The 18,574-nt window shown below is 68.3% G+C and carries 19 protein-coding genes and 1 tRNA gene; 6 read left to right on the top strand and 14 right to left on the bottom strand.

All coding sequences use genetic code 11. The features are described 5' to 3' along the window. Window positions 1-22: 22 nt before the first annotated feature. Window positions 23-424 carry a cell wall synthesis protein CwsA gene (gene cwsA, locus ACAG25_RS04310; RefSeq protein WP_370487063.1) on the bottom strand — a complete coding sequence of 134 codons (402 nt, stop codon included), beginning with the start codon at window positions 422-424 and terminating at the stop codon, window positions 23-25. 105 nt (window positions 425-529) lie between these two features. Here cwsA and ACAG25_RS04305 point away from each other — a divergent pair, with 105 nt between their 5' ends. Then, complete coding sequence (locus tag ACAG25_RS04305) at window positions 530-1,057, top strand: peptidylprolyl isomerase (protein ID WP_370487062.1); 528 nt, start codon at window positions 530-532, stop codon at window positions 1,055-1,057. A 12-nt stretch (window positions 1,058-1,069) separates the two neighbouring features. On the opposite strand, the gene ACAG25_RS04300 is transcribed toward ACAG25_RS04305, so the two are convergent. Beyond that, window positions 1,070-1,498 carry a PH domain-containing protein gene (locus ACAG25_RS04300; RefSeq protein WP_370487061.1) on the bottom strand — a complete coding sequence of 143 codons (429 nt, stop codon included), beginning with the start codon at window positions 1,496-1,498 and terminating at the stop codon, window positions 1,070-1,072. A gap of 140 nt (window positions 1,499-1,638) precedes the next feature. Continuing rightward, complete coding sequence (crgA, locus tag ACAG25_RS04295) at window positions 1,639-1,920, bottom strand: cell division protein CrgA (protein WP_370487060.1); 282 nt, start codon at window positions 1,918-1,920, stop codon at window positions 1,639-1,641. Between the two features lie 79 nt (window positions 1,921-1,999). Here crgA and ACAG25_RS04290 point away from each other — a divergent pair, with 79 nt between their 5' ends. From ACAG25_RS04290 to ACAG25_RS04280, 3 genes are all read left to right on the top strand, one after another. Beyond that, complete coding sequence (locus tag ACAG25_RS04290; RefSeq protein ID WP_370487059.1) at window positions 2,000-2,761, top strand: DUF881 domain-containing protein; 762 nt, start codon at window positions 2,000-2,002, stop codon at window positions 2,759-2,761. A 241-nt stretch (window positions 2,762-3,002) separates the two neighbouring features. Further along, the gene (locus ACAG25_RS04285; RefSeq protein WP_370487058.1) at window positions 3,003-4,193 is read left to right on the top strand and encodes a PE-PPE domain-containing protein; all 1,191 of its coding nucleotides are present in this window, start codon (window positions 3,003-3,005) and stop codon (window positions 4,191-4,193) included. A 26-nt stretch (window positions 4,194-4,219) separates the two neighbouring features. Then, window positions 4,220-4,894, top strand: a complete 675-nt coding sequence (locus tag ACAG25_RS04280) for an aminodeoxychorismate/anthranilate synthase component II (protein ID WP_370487057.1) — start codon at window positions 4,220-4,222, stop codon at window positions 4,892-4,894. Here the strand turns inward: ACAG25_RS04280 and pknB are convergent. The 7 genes from pknB to ACAG25_RS04245 all read right to left on the bottom strand — a co-directional run bounded on the left by pknB (window position 4,872) and on the right by ACAG25_RS04245 (window position 14,459). After that, entirely contained in the window at window positions 4,872-6,746 is a 1,875-nt protein-coding gene (pknB, locus tag ACAG25_RS04275) for a Stk1 family PASTA domain-containing Ser/Thr kinase (protein WP_370487056.1), read from the bottom strand. The two genes, ACAG25_RS04280 and pknB, sit on opposite strands and share 23 nt — an antisense overlap. After that, window positions 6,743-8,029: a protein kinase gene (locus ACAG25_RS04270; protein WP_370487055.1), complete on the bottom strand. Its 1,287-nt coding sequence runs from the start codon at window positions 8,027-8,029 to the stop codon at window positions 6,743-6,745. The genes pknB and ACAG25_RS04270 overlap by 4 nt, the downstream gene beginning before the upstream one ends. Window positions 8,030-8,077: 48 nt before the next feature. After that, window positions 8,078-9,553 carry a D,D-transpeptidase PbpA gene (pbpA, locus tag ACAG25_RS04265; RefSeq protein ID WP_370487054.1) on the bottom strand — a complete coding sequence of 492 codons (1,476 nt, stop codon included), beginning with the start codon at window positions 9,551-9,553 and terminating at the stop codon, window positions 8,078-8,080. Further along, a complete protein-coding gene (locus tag ACAG25_RS04260; protein WP_370487053.1) occupies window positions 9,550-10,965 on the bottom strand; it encodes an FtsW/RodA/SpoVE family cell cycle protein in 1,416 nt (471 codons plus the stop codon). Before ACAG25_RS04260 ends, pbpA begins: the two co-directional genes overlap by 4 nt. Further along, complete coding sequence (locus ACAG25_RS04255) at window positions 10,962-12,506, bottom strand: PP2C family serine/threonine-protein phosphatase (protein ID WP_370487052.1); 1,545 nt, start codon at window positions 12,504-12,506, stop codon at window positions 10,962-10,964. The genes ACAG25_RS04260 and ACAG25_RS04255 overlap by 4 nt, the downstream gene beginning before the upstream one ends. Then, window positions 12,503-12,970, bottom strand: a complete 468-nt coding sequence (locus ACAG25_RS04250; protein ID WP_370487051.1) for an FHA domain-containing protein — start codon at window positions 12,968-12,970, stop codon at window positions 12,503-12,505. Before ACAG25_RS04250 ends, ACAG25_RS04255 begins: the two co-directional genes overlap by 4 nt. Window positions 12,971-13,058: 88 nt before the next feature. Then, complete coding sequence (locus tag ACAG25_RS04245; RefSeq protein ID WP_370487050.1) at window positions 13,059-14,459, bottom strand: FhaA domain-containing protein; 1,401 nt, start codon at window positions 14,457-14,459, stop codon at window positions 13,059-13,061. Between the two features lie 209 nt (window positions 14,460-14,668). Between ACAG25_RS04245 and ACAG25_RS04240 the strand changes: the two genes are divergently transcribed. Beyond that, window positions 14,669-14,751, top strand: a tRNA-Leu gene (locus tag ACAG25_RS04240). A 114-nt stretch (window positions 14,752-14,865) separates the two neighbouring features. Here the strand turns inward: ACAG25_RS04240 and ACAG25_RS04235 are convergent. Continuing rightward, window positions 14,866-15,957 carry a serine hydrolase domain-containing protein gene (locus ACAG25_RS04235; protein WP_370487049.1) on the bottom strand — a complete coding sequence of 364 codons (1,092 nt, stop codon included), beginning with the start codon at window positions 15,955-15,957 and terminating at the stop codon, window positions 14,866-14,868. A gap of 33 nt (window positions 15,958-15,990) precedes the next feature. Next, window positions 15,991-16,809, bottom strand: coding sequence for a mycofactocin-coupled SDR family oxidoreductase (locus ACAG25_RS04230; protein WP_370487048.1), 819 nt, complete (start codon window positions 16,807-16,809; stop codon window positions 15,991-15,993). Window positions 16,810-16,894: 85 nt separating this feature from the next. Between ACAG25_RS04230 and ACAG25_RS04225 the strand changes: the two genes are divergently transcribed. Further along, window positions 16,895-17,521: a universal stress protein gene (locus tag ACAG25_RS04225; RefSeq protein WP_370487047.1), complete on the top strand. Its 627-nt coding sequence runs from the start codon at window positions 16,895-16,897 to the stop codon at window positions 17,519-17,521. A gap of 130 nt (window positions 17,522-17,651) precedes the next feature. On the opposite strand, the gene ACAG25_RS04220 is transcribed toward ACAG25_RS04225, so the two are convergent. Further along, the gene (locus ACAG25_RS04220; RefSeq protein ID WP_370487046.1) at window positions 17,652-18,002 is read right to left on the bottom strand and encodes a contact-dependent growth inhibition system immunity protein; all 351 of its coding nucleotides are present in this window, start codon (window positions 18,000-18,002) and stop codon (window positions 17,652-17,654) included. 33 nt (window positions 18,003-18,035) lie between these two features. Next, complete coding sequence (locus ACAG25_RS04215) at window positions 18,036-18,476, bottom strand: pyridoxamine 5'-phosphate oxidase family protein (protein ID WP_370487045.1); 441 nt, start codon at window positions 18,474-18,476, stop codon at window positions 18,036-18,038. Window positions 18,477-18,574 lie beyond the last annotated feature (98 nt).

The following is an 18,574-nucleotide window of genomic DNA, read 5'->3' as shown; positions in this document are numbered from 1 at the left end:
CATCCCGCGCCCGGGATTACACCTACGGCTTCGGGGTGACCTCGACGCTCGGCGGCCGCGGCGACGGCTCGGGCTGCGCGGACTGCCGAGCGACGGTGAACACTGCCGCTCCCCCGGCCAGCGCGGCCACGCCCAGTCCGACCCACAGCAGGCGTCGCCGGCGATTGGGCGCCTTACGCGGCTTGGCCAGCTTCTCGGGAAGTTCTGCGATCGCCTGCTGGGCCGAGGTGAGTTCTTCGGCGAGCTGGCGCGTGAGGCGGCTGTCGCGGTAGCGGTTTCCGACCCAGGTAGCCGACGAGCGCACCGACTCCGCACCGAGTCCGACCGCTCCCCTGGTGACGTCCACCGGTCCGATCGCCGTATAGCGCAAGCCCCGGCTGAACCGCTGGCCGGGGGTCATACGGACACGCGTCTTGGAGCTCATCTGAAACCTCTTTCCGCCGGACGACATCGCGGTCCCAGCCTGCCATCTCCGCCAACCCCACGGTGCCGGTTGAGCGCCGAAGGCGGCGTGGCACACTGGCTTGCCGTGACCAGTCCTATTCAGACCGCGACCGCGACCCTGCACACCAACCGAGGCGACATCAAGATCGCTCTGTTCGGCAACCACGCACCCAAGACCGTGGCCAACTTCGTCGGACTGGCCCAGGGCACCAAGGACTACAGCACGGAGAACGCCACCGGCGGTACCTCTGGACCGTTCTACGACGGAGCGGTGTTCCACCGGGTCATCGACGGCTTCATGATCCAGGGCGGCGACCCCACCGGCACCGGCCGTGGTGGCCCCGGCTACAAGTTCGAGGACGAGTTCCATCCCGAGCTGCAGTTCGACAAGCCCTACCTGCTGGCCATGGCCAACGCCGGCCCCGGCACCAACGGCTCCCAGTTCTTCATCACGGTGACCAAGACGCCGCATCTCAACCGCAAGCACACGATCTTCGGTGAGGTTGTCGATCCCGAGTCGCAGAAGGTGGTCGACGCGATCGCCACCACCGCGACCGATCGCAGCGACCGGCCCACCGACGCTGTCGTGATCGAGTCGGTCACCATCTCCTGACGTATAGCCGCGTCACCGGGAGCCGGGTGCGAACCCGGCCTCGGTGAGCGCGTCGAGCACTCTCAGCGGATCCGTCCCGAGATCCCAGCGGCTGAGCACCAGTAGACGGTCGTCACTGGTGTCGATCTCCAGCAGGCGTACCCGCCGGCCGATGCGGCGGAATTCGGTGATGCGCACCTTCGTGATCTCCTCGCGCGGGAGCGTGCGCTCGCGCCACCAGCCGCGGTACACCAACGCGTTGTCGGAGATAGCCAGTTTCGGTCGTGCCCACCACGACATGTGTGCGAAGACAAGCAAACCGATCCCGGCCAAACCGACCAGAATGCGTCCCGGCGCATCTGTGACCAGCATCACAGCGCCGACACACAGTGCGAGACCCACTGCGCCGGCCGCGAGGATGCTGCCCGTCGGTGGGGCCCACTTTGTTTGCTGGAGGGACAATTCACACGCTCCTAGCGCGGCATTCGCAGTTATCCACAAGTGCTATCCCCAATGGGGATGAATCACACGCGTGTGATCTGGTTACGCCCAGGTTGCGGGTTCGCAAACGCCGCGCAACCGGTCGGTGAGGGGTCCGGACGTCACCGCCAGCGCATGGTCAGCAGCAAACCCGTGATCATGAAGCCGAAGGCGATCGCGTAGTTCCACACGTTCAGGTCGGCCATCCACTGCAGCAGGCTCGGCACCTCCGGGCCGCTGCCGGCGAGCTGGAACACGATCAGCCAGATCAACCCGATCAACATCAGGCTGACGAAAAACACGACGAACCAGATGCTCGACGGTCCGGCCTTGACCTTGACCGGAGTACGGCTCACCGGGTTGATGGTGAAGTCGTTCTTCTTGCGGACCTTGGACTTGGGCATGGGAACCTTCGGACGGTGCGACGATGTTTAGCAGAAAGCCTAACGTAAGCGCCGGTTGACCATCCCGAGGAGACGACGCGTGAAGAAGCGGGCAGCACCTGCCTCACCGCGGGCGCGGTGGCGCTACGGCGTGCCGGTGGTGTGTGTGGCCGCCGGCCTGCTGCTCGGGGTGACGCACAGCGTCTCGGGTGGGGACGAGATCCGGCGCAGCGACTCGCCCCGTCTGGTTGATCTGGTGCGGGAGACGCAGCAGTCCGTCGACCGGCTCACCGCCCAGCGCGACCGTCTCGTCAGCGAGACGGAGAACCACCACGGAGGCTCCCCCGCGGCCGCCGACGCACTGCAGGCGATGACCAGCCGCTCCGACGCGCTGTCCGAACAGAGCGGGGTGCCGCCGCTGCGCGGTCCAGGCCTGGTGGTGACTCTCAACGACGCCCAGCGCGACGCCCAGGGACGGTTCCCTCGCGACGCGGCACCTGACGACCTGGTGGTGCACGAGCAGGACATCCTCGCCGTCATCAACGCGATGTGGAGCGCGGGTGCGGAGGGCATCCAGGTGCAGGACCAGCGGATCATCGGCACCTCGGCCGTCCGTTGTGTGGGCAACACCCTGCTGCTCAACGGGCGCACCTACAGCCCGCCCTACGTGATCAGTGCAGTGGGCGACGTCGCCGCCATGCAGGCCGCGCTCGCGGCCTCTCCCCTGGTCTCGTTGTACAAGCAGTACGTCGTGCGCTTCGGCCTGGGCTATCTGGAGGAAACGCGCGACGTCGAACTCGTCGGTTACAGCGAGCCGGTCCGCATGAGGTACGCCAGCCCGCTGGGACCGCTCGGTTACTGACCTGACGGCAAAGTAAAAATTGCTGAAGCCGCCCCCGGTACAGCTGCAGTTTGGTATCTCTTTACCCAAGATCAGCCAATATGCATGGCCAACTGCGAACACCCGAGCACTACCGCCCCGCGCAAGATGAGAACCAAAAATTCTTCCGCTAGCGAGGTGGTTAGCTCAGGCTTACTATGAGCAAAGCTCGGCCGGGGGTCTTCCTGCGGTCCGGCCGTAGACCATCACCGGAGGGGAATCCATGAGCCGACATCGCCGACGCCGTCAACCACGTCGCATCGCCGCAGCTGCGGCCTCTGCGCTGTGTGTACCCACCGCTCTGGGTCTGGCGTCGCAGCCCGTCGCGCATTCGGCGACCGTGCTGGCGGTGGAGGGCACCTTCCAAGCTCCCCGGACCACCCAGAAGTCGTTCAAGAACGAGTTCTGCGAGACCAACACCTGCCGCACGGTGAACTTCTCCCCCGGGCTGGGCGATTCGTGGAGCGGCGCGTGGTCACTGCAGGCGGCTGTCACGTTCACCCCGGGTGACCTGATCCTGATGGGTTACTCCTCCGGCGCAGGCTCGATCCACGACCGGTTGCGGGTATGGGACCAGTTCCCCGCGCTCGGCCCGTCCCCCGACCGCGTGAAGCTCATCGTCCTGATGGGCAACCCGGAGAACAAGTACGGCGGCCAGGCCCGGCACTACTTCGGCACCGGGATCCCCGACGACAACCCGTACGAAGTCCTCAACGTCACCAAGCAGTACGACGCGGTCGCCGACCGGCCCGATCGCTTCGGTCTGTGGTCGCAGATCAACCTGTCGTTCTTCAACCACTTCGCGTACCGCACCATCGACATCAACGACCCGAACAACCTCGTCTACCAGGACGAGGACGGCGCCACCTACATGCTCATCAAGGCCGAGGTGCTGCCGATGCTGCAGTGGATGGACTGGTTCACCACCGACGAGCGGATGGCCGAACTCGACGCGATCTTCCGTCCGCTCGTCGAACGCGACTACGACCGTCCCGACTACGTCGAGCAGGGCGAAGGCGCGGACTGGGGCAACGGAACGCCCCCGCCGTCGCTGCGTCACGACCGGCTGGCCGAGCGGCAGGGTGAGGAGAAGACCGCCGACCCGGCCGACGACGTCGTCGAGGACGACACCGCCGGTTCGGACTCCACGACCGACACCGAGCAGGTCCTGCGGACCTCGAACGCGACCGTCATCGAGGTGGCCGAGGACACCGACGAGCTCGAGCCGGCCGATCTCGACGAGCAGGTGACTGACCTCGAGAAGGTCACCGAGACCGACGACGAGGGCGACGAGGGCATCGGTGGCGTCACCGAACCCACCGGAACGGCTGCCGGTGCGGCCGAAGGGGCGGCCGGAGAATCGGCGCCGCGCGGTGAGGAGCGTCGCAGCGAGCGGACTTCGGCTTCGGAGTGAGCGCCGCGGCGCGCTAACCTGGCCCAATGCAGGTTCTGGTCGTCGACAATTACGACAGCTTCGTGTTCAACCTGGTCCAGTACCTGGGCCAGCTCGGGGTGAATGCGACGGTCTGGCGTAACGACGACCCGCACCTGGCCACAGACGCCGATGTCACCGCAGCCGCGGAGAAGTTCGACGGCGTCCTGCTGAGCCCCGGGCCCGGCACCCCGCAGCGAGCCGGTGCCACGATCGCCCTGGTGAAGGCCTGCGCGCAGGCCGAAACCCCGCTGCTGGGCGTGTGTCTGGGCCACCAGGCCATCGGCGTCGCGTTCGGTGGTACCGTGGACCGCGCCCCGGAACTGTTGCACGGCAAGACCAGCACCGTGCATCACACCGACCAGGGGGTGCTGCGCGGTCTGCCGGACCCGTTCGTCGCGACCCGGTACCACTCCCTGACGATCCTGCCGGAGACCCTGCCGGCCGAGCTGACGGTGACCGCTCGCACCGACGGCGGGGTGATCATGGGCGTGCAGCACACCGGGCTCCCGATCCACGGCGTGCAATTCCACCCGGAGTCGATCCTGACCCAGGGCGGGCACCGCATGCTGGCGAACTGGCTGGGCTACTGCGGCGCCGCGCCGGACGAGGCGCTGGTGCGCCGCCTGGAGGACGAGGTCGCCGCGGCCGTGGAGGCCGCTACGACGCGAAGCTCAGCGTGATCCGGCCGCCGAAGTTGACCCCGCTGCCGGGCGACGGCGACTGACGGACCACCGCGTTGGTGCGCTGACCGCTATTGGGCACGTCCGGTCCTTTGTCCAGCACGCCCGTCCACCCGAGCGCGCGCAGACGCGGTTCGGCGTCGGTCCAGAACATCCCGGTCAGGTCGGGCATGACGAACTGGTTGCCGCGCGACACCTGCATCTGGATCACGGTGTCCTGGGGGACGGTCTGCCCGGCCGCCGGTTCGCTGCCGACCACCTGACCGGCCGTCACGGTGCTGTCCACCTCGACCGGCACGGCCTTGGTGAATCCGGACGCCGCCAACACCTCCTGGCACACCGCGGTGGTCTGGCCGACGCAGTCCGGGACGGACGCCGTCGCCGGTCCCCGGCCCACCACGACTGTGATCTCGTTGGTGATCGCCGAGGTCTGGTTGGCCGGTGGGACGGTGGACAGCACCCTGTCGCGCTGTTCCGGCAGTGACGTCGACGTGGTCTGGCGGAACCTTTCGAAACCGGCGTCGGTGAGCTTGCGGACCGCGTCGGCGTAGCTGAGCCCGGAGACGTCGGGCACCTCGCGCTGCTCGGGGCCGGTCGACACGTTCAGCGTCACCTCGTCGCCGGCCGCCACCGACGCGTTGGCGTCGGGTTCGGTGCTGATCACGTGGTCGGGCGGCACCGAGGAGTCCGGTCGCTGCTGGGTGCGGATGGTGAAACCGCGGTTCTGCAGCGCGGCGATCGCGTCGGCGGACGCCTGTCCGCGCACGTCGGGTACCTGGACCTCGCGGGTCTCGCCGCCGAACAGGTTGATCGCGACCGTGACCACCACGGTCAGCACGGCCAGCACCGCGACCGCGACCAGCCACCGGGCCACGGAGCCACGGCGGGCCGGGGACGTGAAGGACTGATGACGTCCCCCGGTCCCGGCCGGCGCACTCTGATGATGGGCCGGCGTCGCCGACAACAGCGAGGTCCGCTCGGCGTCGGTGAGCACCTTCGGGGCGTCGGGGGTCTGCCCGCTGTGCACCCGGACCAGGTCGGCGCGCATCTCCGCAGCGGTCTGGTATCGGTTGTCGGGGTTCTTGGCGAGCGCCTTGAGGACCACCGCGTCCAGATCGGGTGAGATCCCGCTGTGCCGCTGCGACGGCGGCACCGGATCCTCGCGGACGTGCTGGTAGGCCACCGCGACCGGGGAATCGCCGACGAACGGCGGCTGACCGGTCAGGATCTCGTAGAGCACGCAGCCCAGCGAGTACACATCCGAGCGGGCGTCGACCTTCACGCCGCGCGCCTGCTCGGGCGACAGGTACTGGGCGGTGCCGATCACCGCGGCGGTCTGGGTGACCGGGTTGCCGGCATCGGCGATGGCGCGGGCGATGCCGAAGTCCATCACCTTCACCGCGCCGGTCTTGCTGATCATGATGTTGGCCGGCTTGACGTCGCGGTGGATGATGCCGTGTTGGTGGCTGAAGTTCAGCGCCTGGCACGCATCGGCGATGACCTCGATGGCGCGCTGAGGTTCCATCGGCCCGTCGGTGTGGACGATGTCGCGCAGGGTGACCCCGTCGACGTACTCCATGACGATGTAGGGCAACGGTCCGGTCGGTGTGTCGGCCTCGCCGGTGTCGTAGACGGCGACGATCGCCGGATGGTTCAGCGCGGCGGCGTTCTGGGCTTCGCGGCGGAAGCGCAGGTAGAAGCTGGGGTCGCGGGCCAGGTCGGCGCGCAGCACCTTGATCGCGACGTCGCGGTGCAGCCGCAGGTCGCGGGCCAGGTGGACTTCCGACATTCCGCCGAAGCCCAGGATCTCGCCGACCTCGTAGCGGTCGGACAGTTGCCGTGGGGTCGTCATCGCAAGTTCTGTTCTGAAGCGTGCAGTCTCGCCGCCACCGGCGGTGGACGGTCAGATTGTGTTGATACCCAGTATCGACCGACTTCACGAACACCGGTGGGCATCGCCGCCGGTGTCTCGGTCGGCACCACCTCCGAGGTCGGGGTCTCGGTGACCGTGGGCGGCGGGGTGCGGTCACGGCGGTCCTGAGCGTTGAGCACGATCAGGATCGCGATGACGATCGCCAGGGCGCCGAGCACACCGGCGGCCCACAACAGGGCCCGCTGCCCGGAGGAGAACGTGCGCCGGGCCGGCGGTGGTGAGCGGTGGCTGCCCGTCGCGCGGGCGCGCGCCGCGGTGGCCGGCGCCCGTCCGGTCATGTCCGCGACGGGGCGGGCTGCGATGGCCGGCGGAACCGCGGTGGGGGCCGCGCGCCCGATCGCCGGAGCCGCGTTGGGTCGCGGTGGCCGGCGGCCGGCGCGGACGGCGGCGACGGCGTCGGCGAACGCGCCGCCCGACCGGTATCGCGCGCCGGGGTTCTTCACCAGGGTGATCTCGATCAGTTCACGCACGTTCGGCGGCAGGTCGGCCGGCAGCGGGGGAGGGGTCTCCTTGATGTGCTTCATCGCCACGGTCAACGCGCCGTCGCCGGTGAACGGCCGCTTACCCGAAACCGATTCGTAGCCAACAACTCCCAGCGAATAGACGTCGCTGGCGGCGGTGGCGTCGTGGCCCAGGGCCTGTTCGGGCGCGATGTACTGCGCGGTGCCCATCACCATGCCGGTCTGGGTGACAGGCGCGGCGTCGACGGCCTTGGCGATGCCGAAGTCGGTGAGCTTGACCTGCCCGGTGGGGGTGATCAGGATGTTGCCCGGTTTGACGTCGCGGTGCACCAGGCCGGCGGTGTGGGCGACCTGAAGTGCGCGGCCGGTCTGCTCGAGCATGTCGAGCGCGTGGCGCAGCGACAGCCGGCCGGTGCGTTTGAGCACCGAGTTCAGCGGTTCGCCGTTGACCAGCTCCATCACCAGGTAGGCGGTGCGGCCCTCGCCGTCGATGTCGGTCTCGCCGTAGTCGTACACCCCGGCGATGCCCGGGTGGTTGAGCATCGCGACGGTGCGTGCCTCGGCGCGGAAGCGCTCCACGAACTCGGGGTCGGTGGAGTACTCGGCCTTGAGCACCTTGATCGCGACCCGGCGGCCCAGCCGCGAGTCGACGCCCTCCCACACCTGGCCCATACCGCCGGTGGCGATGAGACGCTGCAGCCGGTACCGACCCGACAGCGTGACTCCGACGCGGGGGCTCATTTTTTGCCTCCGGCAAGGCGGCTCATTTTTTGTCTCCGTCAAGGGGGCTCATGTGCCCTCCCGCAACGCCGCGGCGATCGTCGCACGCCCGATCGGGGCCGCGACCGCGCCACCGGTAGCCGAGAGCCGGTCTCCACCGTTCTCCACGAGCACGGCGACGGCGACCTTGGGTGCCTGCGCTGGAGCAAAAGCGATGTACCAGGCATGCGGAGGCGTGTTGCGTGGATCCGTACCGTGCTCCGCAGTGCCGGTCTTGGATGCGATCTGCACGCCGGCGATGGCTCCCTTCTGCTGCGTCACCTGCTCGGCGGCGACCATCAAGTCCGTAAGTGTATCGGCGACCTGCTCGGTGACCGCTCGGCGCTCTTCGGTGGGCTCCGTGGTGGCGATGTTGGAGAGGTCGGGTCCCTGGAGACGATCGACCAGGTAGGGCTGCATCGTGACACCTCTGTTGGCGACGGTGGCGGCGATGACTGCGTTCTGTAGCGGGGTCAGCGCGACGTCGCGTTGCCCGATGCTCGACATGCCCAGCGCGGCGCCGTCGGTGATCGGGCCGACGGTCGATTCGGCGACCTGAAGCGGGATGCCGGCCGGGACGGCGTCGATACCGAAATCGCGGGCGGTGCTGCGCAGCGCATCGGCCCCGGTATCGAGGCCGAGTTCGACGAACGCGGTGTTGCAGGAGTGCGCGAATGCGTACTCCAGCGTGGCGGTCGGACCGCCCCCGCACGCGCTACCGCCGAAGTTCTGCAGTGTCGCGGTGCTCTGCGGCAACGGGATCCGGGGCACCGACGTCAGCTGGGTGGCCGGGGTGGCCCCGGCCTGCAGCGCGGCCGCGGTGGTGATCACCTTGAAGGTCGAACCCGGCGGGTAGGTCTCGGCGATCGCCCGGTTGATCAGCGGCGAGCCCGGATCGTCGCGCAGTTGTTCCCAGGCCGCGGACTGTTCGGTGATGTCGTGGGTGGCCAACCGGTTCGGGTCGTACGACGGTGCGGACACCATCGCCAGGATCTTGCCCGTGGACGGCTCCAACGCCACCACCGCACCGCGGCACGGTCCGTTGCAGCCGTCGGCCATCGCGTCCCAAGCCGCTTGCTGGACTTGGGGTTTGATGGTGGTGGTGACGTTCCCGCCGCGAGGGTCGCGGCCGGTGAAGAAGTCGGCGAGCCGGCGGCCGAACAGCCGTTCGTCGGACCCGTTGAGCACCTGGTCCTCGGCGCGCTCGAGGCCGGCGCTGGAGTAGCTCAAGGAGTAGAAGCCCGTCACCGGCGCGTAGGTCTCGGGATCGGGGTAGACGCGCAGGAACCGGAACCGGCCCTCGGTGGCCACCGAGTAGGCCAGCAGCTGACCACCGGCCGAGATCTGTCCGCGCTGGCGTGAGTACTCGTCGAGCAGCACCCGTTGGTTGCGCGGGTCGGCGCGCAGTCCGTCGGCCGTGAAGACCTGCGTCAGTGTGGCGTTGGCCAGCAGCAGCACGACCAGAGCCATGATCATCACCGAGATGCGGCGCAGCGAGGTGTTCATACCTTCTCGATCACCTCGGTGCTGGCCGCGGCGAGATTGCCGGCCGGAAGGGGCTTGCCGTCCAGCGGTCGGCGCGCCGAGTGCGAGATCCGGAGCAGGATGGCCAGCAGCAGGTAGTTGGCCACCAGCGACGAACCGCCGTAGGACATCCACGGGGTGGTCAGGCCGGTCAGCGGGATCAGCTTGGTGACGCCACCGACGACGATGAACAACTGGATCGCCAACGTGGACGCCAGCCCGGCGGCGAGCAGCTTGCCGAAGCTGTCGCGCACCGCGATCGCCGTGCGCAGCCCGCGGATGATGACGATGGTGTAGAGCATCAGCACTGCGGCCAGGCCGACGAGCCCGAGTTCCTCACCGACTGCGGCGATGATGAAGTCCGTCGACGCCGCCGGCACGGTCCCCGGCTGGCCGTTTCCGAGCCCGGTGCCGAAGATGCCGCCGGTGGCGAAGCTGAACAACGACTGGACCATCTGGTAACCGGCGCCGTCCGGGTCGGCGAACGGGTCACGCCACGTCTGGACCCGGACCCGGACGTGGTCGAACACGTAATACGCGACGACGCTGCCGGCGGCGAACAGCCCCAGCCCCAGCACCACCCAGCTGAACCGATCGGTGGCCACGTAGACCAGCACCAGGAACGACGCGTACAGCAGCAGCGAGGTGCCCAGGTCCTTCTCGAAGATCATCACCCCGATCGACGCCACCCAGGCGGCCAGCAGCGGAGCCAGGTCGCGCGGGCGCGGCAGATCCATGCCCAGCACGTGCTTGCCCGCACTGGTGAACAGGTCGCGCTTGGACACCAGCACCGCGGCGAAGAAGATCAGCAGCAGGATCTTGGAGAACTCGGCGGGCTGAATGGAGAAGCCCGGCAACTTGATCCAGATCTTGGCGCCGTTCTGCTCCGACATCGACCGGGGCAGCAGCGCGGGGATGGCCAGCAGGACCAATCCGGTCAGGCCGCACACATAGCCGTAGCGCGACAGGGTGCGGTGATCACGCAGCACGACCACCACGGCCGAAAAGCCCAGCACCCCAACGAGAGTCCACAGCATCTGCTGGTTGGCCGAACCGCCGAGACCCTGCGCTGTGGTGGTGCCCTCGGCGAGGTCGAGACGGTGGATCATCACCAGCCCCAAACCGTTGAGCAGCGCCACCACGGGCAGCAGCAGGGGATCGGCGTACGGCGCGAACCGTCGGACCGCGAGGTGCGCACCGCCGAACAACGCAAGGTAGGCGATCGCGTACTGCGCCAGATCCCAGCTCAGACCCTGCTCCTGGTTGGCCTCGACGAGCAGCAGCGCCACGGTCGTGATCAGCGCGGCGAAGCCGAGCAACAGCAGTTCGGCATTGCGGCGGTGGGGGAGCGGCGTGTTCACCGCGACCCGACCCTGTGGCGCTGGGGTGGTCATGCCACTTCCCGGCAGTTCGTTCCCGGTTCAGGTGGCGGCGGCGGCAGCGCGGTCACCGTCGGCGACGGCGACGGCGACGGCGGTGGGGGAGCGGGCGCCGGGGCCGACGGCGTGATGGTGCGCGGCGTCTCGGGGGCCGGACCGGGGGTGTTGGGGCGCGAATTCGGGTTCGGCGCAGGCGATGTCGGTGCCGCGGTGGGCGTGGTGGTGGGCCGCGGCGTCGTGGGCGGTGGCGGCGCGGGACGCGGGGTGGTGGTGGGGCGCGGGGCGCACACCGGCAGCACGGATGTCTTGGCGAGTTCCTCGATCTGGCGGATCGCGTCGTCGAGGGACCCCGAGGGCAGACCGGCGACCACCTGCGCACGTTCGGACGGGCGGATATCGCCGACGGCGAGAAGCCGGCAGTCTAGATCGTTCTGGGACTGGCCGGCGCTGATCAGGGAGAGTTCGTTGCGGGCGTTCAGACAGCCCAGCAGATAGGGCTCCTGCAGCGGGTAGCCGAGAAACGAGCCCTGGACACCGCGCAGGATCGAGACGGTGCCGTCGTGTTCGGTGACGTAGTAGTTGTTGCGGATGATCTCGCGTCCGACAGCCAGGCCGGCGAGCACGACCAGCACGATGACCGCGGCCGCAATGTAGATGCGCCGCCGCGACCGGGGTCGGGGCGGCGGCTCTTCAGGTTGCGGCACAACGCGTTTCGCGGCTGTTCGTTTCGGGTTGAACGCCGAGGCCCGTCCGGCTGCGGTGTTCGGTGGCGCGCTTTGATCGTCGTCACCCGACACGGCACCGGCCAGGATGGGCTGGGTTTGGCCGTGGTCGTAGGAAGCGACGTCGACGACGTCGGCGACCACCACGGTCACGTTGTCGGGGCCGCCGCCGCGCAACGCCAGCTCGATGAGTCGGTCGGCACTCTCGGCCACATCGGCGATGCGCAGGGCCTCGGCGATGGTCTCCTGGCTGACCGGGTCGGACAACCCGTCGGAGCACAACAGGTAGCGGTCGCCGGCGCGGGCTTCGCGCATGATCAGCGTCGGTTCGACCTCGTGCCCGGTCAGCGCCCGCATGATCAGGGAGCGCTGCGGATGGCTGTGGGCCTCTTCGGCGGTGATACGGCCCTCGTCGACGAGGGTCTGTACGAAGGTGTCGTCCTTGGTGATCTGTGTCAGCTCGCCGTCGCGCAGCAGATAGCCGCGGGAGTCGCCGATGTGGACCAGGCCGAGTCGGTTGCCGGCGAACAGGATCGCCGTGAGCGTCGTGCCCATGCCTTCGAGCTCGGGGTCGGCCTCGACGTGCTCGGCGATCGCCGAATTGCCTTCGCGCACCGCCGCGTCGAGTTTGCTCAACAGGTCGCCGCCGGGCTCGTCGTCGTCCAGGTGGGCCAGCGCGGCGATCACCAGTTGCGACGCGACCTCGCCGGCGGCGTGGCCGCCCATCCCGTCGGCCAGGGCCAGCAGACGCGCCCCGGCGTACACCGAGTCTTCGTTGTTGGCGCGGACCAGCCCCCGGTCACTACGGGCGGCGTATCGGAGGACGAGTGTCACGGGCGCAGCTCGATCACCGTCTTGCCGATTCGCACCGGTGTGCCCATCGGAACTCGTACCGCCGTCGTCACCTTCGCCCTGTCGAGGTATGTACCGTTCGTTGATCCTAGGTCCTCTACATACCATTCCGGACCTCGCGGGGAGAGCCGGGCATGGCGCGTCGAGGCGTAGTCGTCAGTCAACACCAGAGTGGAGTCGTCCGCGCGTCCGATGAGGATCGGCTGGGTGCCCAACGGGATACGGGTGCCGGCGAGCGCCCCTTCCAGGACGACGAGCTGGCGCGGCACATGTCGACGCGTGCGGTTGGGCAGCAGCGTGCCGCGCAGCGCCAATCCGCGACGCGCCATCACCGCACCGGTGGGTGCGTAGATGTCAGTGCGCAGGATGCGCAGCACCGACCAGATGAACAGCCACAACAGCAGCAGGAAGCCGACGCGGGTCAGCTGCAGTACCAGGCCCTGCATCTGACGTCCTCTCCGTCTCCTGTCCCTTCGGCACCGACACCTGGGTGGGGTCGACCGGCACGACTGTCTCCGCAGCGGCCCGACGTGCTCAGTGAACGCGGACGATGATCTCGGAATGGCCCAACCGGATGACGTCGCCGTCTGCCAGCTGCCACTCCTGGACCGGAGCGTTGTTCACCGTGGTGCCGTTGGTGGAGTTGAGGTCTGACAATAGCGCGACCTGCCCGTCCCAGCGGATTTCGAGATGCCGACGTGACACACCCGTGTCGGGCAACCGGAACTGGGCGTCCTGGCCACGGCCGATGACGTTGGTGCCTTCGCGCAGTTGGTAGGTGCGGCCGCTGCCGTCGTCGAGCTGCAGCGTGACCGTGGCGCCCGCGCTCGGGTATTCGCCCTGGCCTGCGCTGTAGCCACCGCCGCCGTAACCGCCGGCACCGTAGCCCTGGTCGCCGTAACCCTGATCGGCGTAGCCGCCGGCGGGCTGGTCGTAGCGGCCGTAGTCGGGCTGTCCGTAGTCCTGCCGGTAATCCTGGCGGCCGTAGCCACCCTGATCCGGGTATCCGCCCTGGTCCGGGTAGGACGGGCGCGCCGGTGGTCCGGGCGGCGGGCCGTAGCCGTCGTCGGGACGTCCGGGCGGGCGACCGTAGTCATAGTCGCCGGTCGGGCCGCCGTAGCCGTGCTGGCCGCCGCCGGGGGGAGGACCGTATCCGCCGGGACCGGGCCGGTAGCCCTGGTCCGGGTAGCCGCCGCCCTGGGGCGGGCCGTAGCCGGCCGGGGGACGCTGCTCGTAGGCCTGCGGGCGGTAGCCGCCCTGATCCGGATAGCCGCCCTGGTCGGGGTAGCCGCCCTGGTCCGGGTAGCCACCTTGATCGGGGTAGCCGCCGCGCGGGGGGTATCCGCCCTGGTCGCCCTGCGGGGGATAGCCGCCCTGGTCGGCCGGGGGCGGCGGGTAGCCGCGGTCATCCGGACGGTTGTAGCGCTCGTCGTAGTACTCGTCGGCGGGTTGACCCTGTCCGGGGCCGCCGCGGTAGCTCGGGTTGTCGGTCATCGGTGGTACTCCTGGTTCTGCGGGGGACGAGCCTTCTCGAAGCGGTCGGGCCGGTTGATCCGTGGTGGAGTCAGGATTGACCGCGCCACGCGCGCGAAACTGTCCGGTGTGCAGGTTGGGTGACTGCTCGAATCTGACGACCACATCACCATACGTTTGCCATCCCTGCTCATGGATGTATCCCTCCAGATGCTTGGCGAACGTGGTCGAGGTGATGTCCGGATCGGCACTCACCTTGTGATAGTCAGGCACACTGAGGGTAATGACGTAGTCGTTCGGTGCCAAAATGTGGCCACCGGGAATTTCCCGGGTGCCGGTCTCGGCTTCCCGGCGCAAAAGGGCCTCTACCTCCTGCGGAACGATCGATCCGCCGAAGACCCGGGCGAACGCATTGCCGACCGAATCCTCGAGCCTGCGCTCGAACCGGCCGACAAGTCCCATCGTCGCAATCCCCCTTCTACGGTGGTCACCAGCGTGTCGCCTGGTGGCTGTGCTGTCTGCATGGTAGTGGGCTGGGCCGTCAAAGCGGGACCTCCGGAACTCTGAGAATCGGATCGCCGCAGCTCAGGCGGTCGTTTTGGCGGATCGTGGGGCGTCCCGATACGGTTGGGGAGTTCACCAGGGACCGTGATAGGCTCCCTCGGTCGTACGGGCGAGTGGCGGAATGGCAGACGCGCTGGCTTCAGGTGCCAGTGTCCTTCGGGACGTGGGGGTTCAAGTCCCCCTTCGCCCACACTTGAGCGGTTCTCTCGAACTGCGACGCATGAGGTCACGAACCAGATCTGGTTCGTGACCTTTGTGGTTTTGTGCGATGCCTGAGGAGTGGTTCTTTGGCCGCAGACCGGGCTCAGCCCGCCGGGCAATAGAGCGCGTCGGCGACCCGCATGACGGGTGTTTCCAGGGTGGGTTTGGACGCCGCCTCCTGGGTGACGGTGATCGAGAGGGCGGGGCCGGAAACCGGTTTCACCACCAGGCTGTGGTAGCCGGGAAGATCGCCGCCGTGGCCCCACACCGTCACCCCGCAGCTGAGCGCGATGCTTGCGAGGCCCAGCCCGTAGCGCATCGACGGGTCGCTGGGAGACTGGGGGACGGTGTCCATCATCTCGCGCAGTTGCGTCGGCGGGACGACGTGGCCGTCCAGTAGTGCGGTGATGAACGCCGACATGTCCTCGTTGGTCGACACCAGTGCACCGCTCATCCCGGCGGCCGAGGCGTTGAACGCGGTCACGTCGGTGCGTTCGCGGTCGACGAGTTCGTAGCCACGGGCGAACGGGCTGCGCAGGCCGGTGTCGCCAGGCGCGGGAAAGTAGGTGTTGCGCAAGCCAAGTGGGTCGATGATCCGTCGGGTGATCTCGTCGGCGGCGGGTGAGCCGGTGACGGCCTCGATCAGCAGCCCGGCAATCACATAGTTGGTGTTGGTGTACGCCAGCGCCGTCCCGGCCGAAAACTGCGCGGGCCTGGCCAGCGCCCTCTCGAGTAGCTGATCGGCGGTCACCGGGCCGGTCGGCACGGGGGTGGTCGGATCGGCGTACTCGGGCAGACCGCTCTGGTGGCGCAGGAGTTGGCGCACGGTGACGTTCTCACCGGTGAACCCGTCGCCACGGATGCGTGCGGGTAGGTACCTCTCGATCGGGGCGTCGAGGTCGAGTCGGCCTTCGGCGACCAACTGCAGGAGAGTGGCCGCGACGAACGGTTTGGTGATACTGGCGGCGCGTATGTGGGTGTCCGGCCCGAAGGCGGACCGCGTGTCGACGTCGGCGTACCCCGCTGCGTATCGCGTGAGTGCGGTGCCGGCGCGTACGACCGCGGCACCCCCGGGCAGGTCGGCGGCGGTAACTTCGCGCGTGAGCGCCTGGTCGATAGCGGGCGGCACGGCAGAGGCCGCAGGTGTCATCAGGGCGAACAGGGCGACCGCAGAGGCGGTGACGACGAGGCGCACCTACCTGACGGTAGTGGCCACGTCGGGCCGGACTCAGTCCATCCCGTTCGCCAGCGTCAGTGACTCACCGGATTTGACCCGGCCCGCATCGGAAACCAGATAAAGCACCGCATTGGCGACGTCCTCGGGGTCGAGCAGCCCGGGCCGCGGACGGCCTTGTGCGAAAACCTCTTCCACGTCGGCGCGGGTCGGATTCTCCAGATCCGGGCGGATCACGCGGTAGGTGCCGGGGTTGTGGATCATCTCGGTGTTCACGCCGGTGGGTAGCACGGCGTTGACCGTCAGGCCGTGCTCGGCGATCTCGTGCGCCAGCGATTTCACCAGCGCGACAACGCCGGCCTTGGCGGCGGCATAGTTCGCTGCGGTGGCAGCACCGGTTTCGGCGACGATCGAGGAGATCGCGACAAGACGTCCGCGGCGACGAGAGATCATGTGCGGCAGCACAGCCCGGAATGTGTTGAACACCCCGGTGAGATTGACGTCGATCATGGTGCGCCAGCACTGCTCCGACATCGCGGAAACCGAACCGCCGGTGGCGATCCCGGCATTGGCGATCACGATGTCGATCGCCTCGAACTCCCCGAGCGCGGCCTCGACCACACGCTGCATCGCCGTGAGGTCCCGGACATCCGCCGTCAGCGCGAGACAGCGCCTGCCGAGCGCCTCCACCTCGGCGACCGTCTGCTGCAGATCCTTCAAAGTCGCGGGCCGGTAATCGACGGTCTCGACCGGACCGGCGATGTCACACACCACGATGTCGGCACCGGCGCGTGCCAGCGTGGTCGCGTGGGCGCGGCCCTGCCCGCGTGCGCCACCGGTGATCAGTGCCGTTCGTCCGTGCAGCGTTGCCATGAAGCGCCCTTTCGCTCGATCCGTCGGAGGATAGACCCGCGAGCCCGGTGGAGATCATCGCCGCCGCGGTGGCACGGTGTTGTGTATGGACACTCTCAGTTTGGTGGTGGCGGTCGCCGCGGTGTGGTTGTTCACCGGACTGGTCACCGGGCTGTGGCTGGTCCGTCGCGGCCACTCTCTGTGGTGGATTGCCATCGCCATGATGCTGGGACCGATCTTCGTGCCGATCGCGTGGGAGCGCGTCGAGCGCAGCGGTCCACGCCGCACCGCTCCGGATCATGGCGCACAGCCGCGGACGGGGGCGCCACGCGTCGTCGTCGGGATGGACGGGTCCGAACAGGCCCAGGCGGCCCTCAACGCCGCGCAGCAATTATTCGGCGGCACAGCCGAACTCATTCTGGCCGAGGTGGTTTCGTACGAAGCAGGGGAGGACCCCCGGCAGACGGCGGTGAGCGCCGCGCGGGACAGACTGATCGCCGCCGTCAACACGATGCCGCACGCGGCTGCGGGTCAAGAGGTTCTCGTCGGCGCACCGGCAGAAGCATTGGCCGAGTTGGCTCGACAGGTCGACGCCGATGTCCTCGTGGTGGGACGCCGGGGCCGCGGACTGACCAGGCGGCTGCTCGGCAGCGTGTCCTCCGCGCTGCTCGAGCGCGCGCCAGTGCCGGTGCTTATCGTCGACCGGCACACAGCGCTAGGTGACGAGCGGTAATTAGGCCGCGCTGGCACTGGGCTGACGCGAGCGTACCGTGCTAACGGGCTCCTGAATCCCGCTCAGGCGGCGTCAATTACGTCGTATATCTGAGCGATTCGGTCGTCTCGCGACGGAGGCTGGGCGGCCGTCATTTTGCGTGGGTTCCGGAGTGGCCGCTCGCTCGGCTCTTCTCGATGCCGTCGGCGTGCCGGCGGAGGCGATCGGAAATCTGGCCGAGCCACTCTTTGTATGGCACAGGCTCAGGGTTGTAGTCGACGCCGACGGTGCGGATGAAGAAGTGCTGCAGGGGCTGCTCTGGGCGGCTGTCACGGACTTCATCGAGTTCGTCGGCGAGGGTCCGTAGTTGGTCGACGACTGGGTGGTCATCGACGTAGATATCGACGAGACCCTCCCAGCTGTCGGCTTCCAGATCCCAATCTTGATGGAAGTATGCGCCGAGGAACTGCGACAACTCCCAAGAGAGCGAACCGTCATTCATGGTGGTCACGAGTGTAGGACCGGTTGCGCCCTCTCACATCGCGTAGCGGCTGACCTTCTCGGGGGTGATCACGACGCGCACCCAGTCTGCGGTCCGCATGAATTCGAGTTCTCCGGCGCGGACCGGGTCGTCGAGATCCCAGTAGCGCGCGGCGAGTCGGTCCAGCAGCTCGCACGCTCCTTCGGTTTCGACGGTGACGGGACCGGCGACCGACACCCAGTGCTCGCGCTCGCCCACGGGTGCCGCGACGACCAGCGACGCACGGCTGTCGCGGTCGAGCTGCCGCACCTTGGGGCTGTCGGGCGCGGTGAACAATTGGACGGTGCCCTCGTCGGTCACCTCGAACCACACCGGTCGCGGTTGGGGCGGGGTCGCTCCGGCAGCGACAGTGAAGAACCCGTGCAGCGGCCGGCGGAGCAACTCGAGATCCTGGGCGGTCAACTGCGCACTCGAACGCAACTCTGAATCGGTCATAACCCGATACAACACCGCACCGCCGAGACGATTCCGTCGCAGACCGGCCAGCCCGCCGTGATTAGTTTTCGCAGGCAGCGGGCACCCACCACGCGCGC

Origin of the sequence: Mycobacterium sp. pV006 (assembly GCF_041287115.1) — a bacterium.
Taxonomy (GTDB): domain Bacteria; phylum Actinomycetota; class Actinomycetes; order Mycobacteriales; family Mycobacteriaceae; genus Mycobacterium.
Note: the sequence above shows the minus strand (reverse complement) of the source record. Positions and strands in the feature narration are given on the sequence as shown.